Here is a 3158-nt window from a genome sequence, read left to right as displayed (position 1 = left end):
TTTTGCATGGCGTGAATGTCGTCCGAATGTCTGTGCCTAGTTTAGGCGTAGTGAACTTCCTGCGCTTGAGAAAATTGGGGAATTTATAGAAGTGCCCTTAAGTTTTATCATGGTTATAATCTAACCGCTAATATAGGTCATCAATCCCTATAATGATAAATTTCTGAAACTTCCCCTATATGCTCCCTGAGTTTGCCAAATAACAGCTTTTTTCGCCGCTTCGGAATAAATACCACATAATATTTATAATCCCAGCGCGTATGACTCAAACTTTGGTACTCTGAATCTTTGGCTCCTCGTCTCGTGGTTGGGACGAGAACGTTACGACGAATGCCGTAACGGTCAAACCTTCGAGAGTCCCTTGGCTGAGTCGGGGGTTTACCCATTTTAATTATTTTGAATAGCAACCATATGATGCATTGATCACTGTCAAATAGGTCGATAAAAGTGATCGAAATTGCGCAACAGGAAGTACAATCTGTTCATTTATATCTTTCAAGAAAAACTATTGAAGGAGCGTCTATGCGTTCTTACCGATTAGGCTATTTCCTGTGTTCACTAACTCGGTCCACAAGTTATTTTCTCGCATGCTTGCTGGCATGGGCCAGCATTTCGGTGGCATTGGCCGAGAACACTGTATGCGAAGAAACCGGCGCGGCACACATTTGGGTTTCCCCTCTCAATCCTAAGATTGATGAGCCGGTCAAGATCATGGTTGTGTCCACGGACGGTCCGGCATCTGAATTGACATGATCGACAGTCAAGGCCAGCGTAAGTCGCTGCAATCCCACCGCCGCGGTGGCCCGCCTTGGAGCCTAATCACCGGATTGGAAAAACTTAATGAGGGGCAATATCGTATAGAAGCTAACCGGGATGGTAAGCTTATTGCCTGTTATCCGCTTACCCTAGGTGAATCAGGTCAACAGGAAAGACCCCCAGCATGGAACCTTGCTACTGAGGCTTTTTATTCCGCCTGGATCGAAGCATTATTTGGCGCGCCGCCCGAGGAAAACCTCAGTTTTAATTCCCTGGAGCCATTCCTACGCAATACCGAGCGCAACTTTCTGCATAACTATCTTGGTATCAACGAAGACAATAATTTGCCGCTAACCCCCGATTGCGCTGACCTGCCTTACACCTTGCGGGCTTATTTTGCCTGGAAGACCGGTCTGCCAATTGCCTTCCGTACCTGCGGGTGCGGTTCGTCCAAAGCGCCGCCGTATTGCGGTAAGCCCAACATCATGACCGAATTTACCCGCGGTATCAGTTCGCAAGCCAATTTCAAGAAATTCAGCAGACGCTTGACGGACACCGTTCATTCCGGATCGGCGCGCACCGGACTTGCCGATGAAGCCACCGATCTGTATCCGATTTCACTCAGCCGCGAGACACTATGGCCGGGAACGGTCTACGCCGATCCCTATGGGCATATTTTGGTGCTGGTTGAATGGGTGCCGCAGACGGTCGATCGTCCTGGTATGTTGCTGGCTGTCGATGCGCAACCCGACAACTCGGTCGCGCGCAAGCGAATCTGGGAAGGTACCCTGCTGTTCGCCAACACCGAAAACGCAGGGCCGGGTTTTAAGGCTTTCCGGCCTTTGATCTCCACGGCCCCGGGCAAGTGGCGGACACTCGCCAATGAGGAACTAATCGCCCACCCCGAATTCACTTCTTTTTCATTGGAGCAAGATTACTTTACACCCGATGATTTCTACGCCAGGCTGGCCAAGCTCATCAACCCGGACGGCCTTGATCCCGTACAAGTTTATGAAGCGACACTGACTGCCTTGGCCGAGCAAATCGAGACGCGCGTCAATTCAGTGGACAATGGCGAAGCGTATTTTCGCAAAAACCCGCGCAGCGTCATCCCAATGCCCAGCGGCGCCGCGATTTTTCAGACCATCGGCCCCTGGGAGGATTATTCCACTCCTTCTCGCGACATGCGCCTCATCATCGCGATTAACGTGCTAAACAGTTTGCCCGAAAAAATCGTGTGCCACCCCGGATTGTTTGTGTTGAAAGACAAGACCCCCGAAGAAGCCAAGGCCGAGATTGAGCAGTACCACGCAAAACGCATCCAGGAACGCAACATCCGCTACACACGCACAAACGGCAGTTCGTGGGAGCTTTCCGTGGCCGAGGTACTGGCACGCAAACCGGCCTATGAAATGGCTTATAACCCGAATGACTGTGCCGAAATACGATGGGGTGCAAAGCCCGGACACAGTGGAATATGCCACTTGCCGCCGCTATGCGCCAGCAGATCAACGCGCGAAAATGGAGCAATACCGGATTTGGTTTCGTGAAATGCGAAGGCCAGTACAATGAAGGTATCTGCGAAATGCGTGGTAGTGTAGATTTAACAGTCTGTTAATTCTGATGACTTCCTTTGCCACTGTAATTCACGAACCCGGCCTTTTCCAACTTTTCTTGGTCTGCGACTCCCATTGCTGCTGGCTTCCAGCATTGCCAAACGGCTTTGATTGATTATTTGCTTGAGGAAGCGCAATTCATTGGTGTGAGTAATAACATAATATAGTACTATTTCTTTTAGGATATTTTGGCTATAGACAAGGGACATGCTGTGAGAATTAATACTTTGCTTTTAATTGTTTTTGGCTTACTGGGTTTTCTGACTTCATGCGCGCAGACCAATCGTATTCCGACAGATACACCGGAAGCTATTCTAAGAGCTACAACGCGCTGTGATCATGAAGCACTAGCTAAACATTATGAGGCTGCTGCTAGGGAAATGCGGTCAAAGATAAAAGAACATAAGAAAATGCTTGAATCATATGGAACAGTTACTTTTAACTATGGAAAAGATGGACTAGCATTGCAGTCTCATTGTGAAAGCTTAATTGACTTATATGAACAAGCAGTAAAAGCTAATATGGATATGGCGAATTCTCATCGAGCCATAGCCACAGAAATTAAATAATTCTTGTATTTGATAAAAATAAACTGATAGTCACTGTCTTGAATCCGAAACAATGGCTACCTACCAGCTTTTGGTTCTTTCTCCCTTAGCAAAAACTACAGTATTCACCAATTCTTTGGTAAGCCTCCAACCCCTCCACATTAACATCCTGACACATCATCGTTATCCTCAAACCATTTACAAGGAGGAACGATGTCATCATCAGAGTCGCGGCGAA

General features: G+C 47.9%; 3 protein-coding genes. All 3 read left to right on the top strand.

Annotated features, from left to right (window positions below):
- The first annotated feature begins 522 nt into the window (after positions 1-522).
- The 3 genes from ACH10T_RS11765 (at position 523) to ACH10T_RS11755 (ending at position 2941) form a co-directional block, all read left to right on the top strand.
- Entirely contained in the window at positions 523-753 is a 231-nt protein-coding gene (locus ACH10T_RS11765; protein WP_394809464.1) for a hypothetical protein, read from the top strand.
- The gene (locus tag ACH10T_RS11760; RefSeq protein ID WP_394809463.1) at positions 750-2306 is read left to right on the top strand and encodes a hypothetical protein; all 1557 of its coding nucleotides are present in this window, start codon (positions 750-752) and stop codon (positions 2304-2306) included. The genes ACH10T_RS11765 and ACH10T_RS11760 overlap by 4 nt, the downstream gene beginning before the upstream one ends.
- A gap of 278 nt (positions 2307-2584) precedes the next feature.
- The gene (locus tag ACH10T_RS11755) at positions 2585-2941 is read left to right on the top strand and encodes a hypothetical protein (protein ID WP_394809462.1); all 357 of its coding nucleotides are present in this window, start codon (positions 2585-2587) and stop codon (positions 2939-2941) included.
- Positions 2942-3158: the final 217 nt, after the last annotated feature.

Source organism: Nitrosomonas sp. (genome assembly GCF_043753625.1).
In the GTDB taxonomy this organism is placed as follows: Bacteria; Pseudomonadota; Gammaproteobacteria; order Burkholderiales; family Nitrosomonadaceae; genus Nitrosomonas.
Note: the sequence above shows the minus strand (reverse complement) of the source record. Positions and strands in the feature narration are given on the sequence as shown.

What these genes read in the sequence shown, in the direction of transcription:
- ACH10T_RS11760 (WP_394809463.1), top strand. Translation starts at nt 750, where the DNA reads ATGATCGACAGTCAAGGCCAGCGTAAGTCGCTGCAATCCCACCGCCGC.
- ACH10T_RS11765 (WP_394809464.1), top strand. Translation starts at nt 523, where the DNA reads ATGCGTTCTTACCGATTAGGCTATTTCCTGTGTTCACTAACTCGGTCC.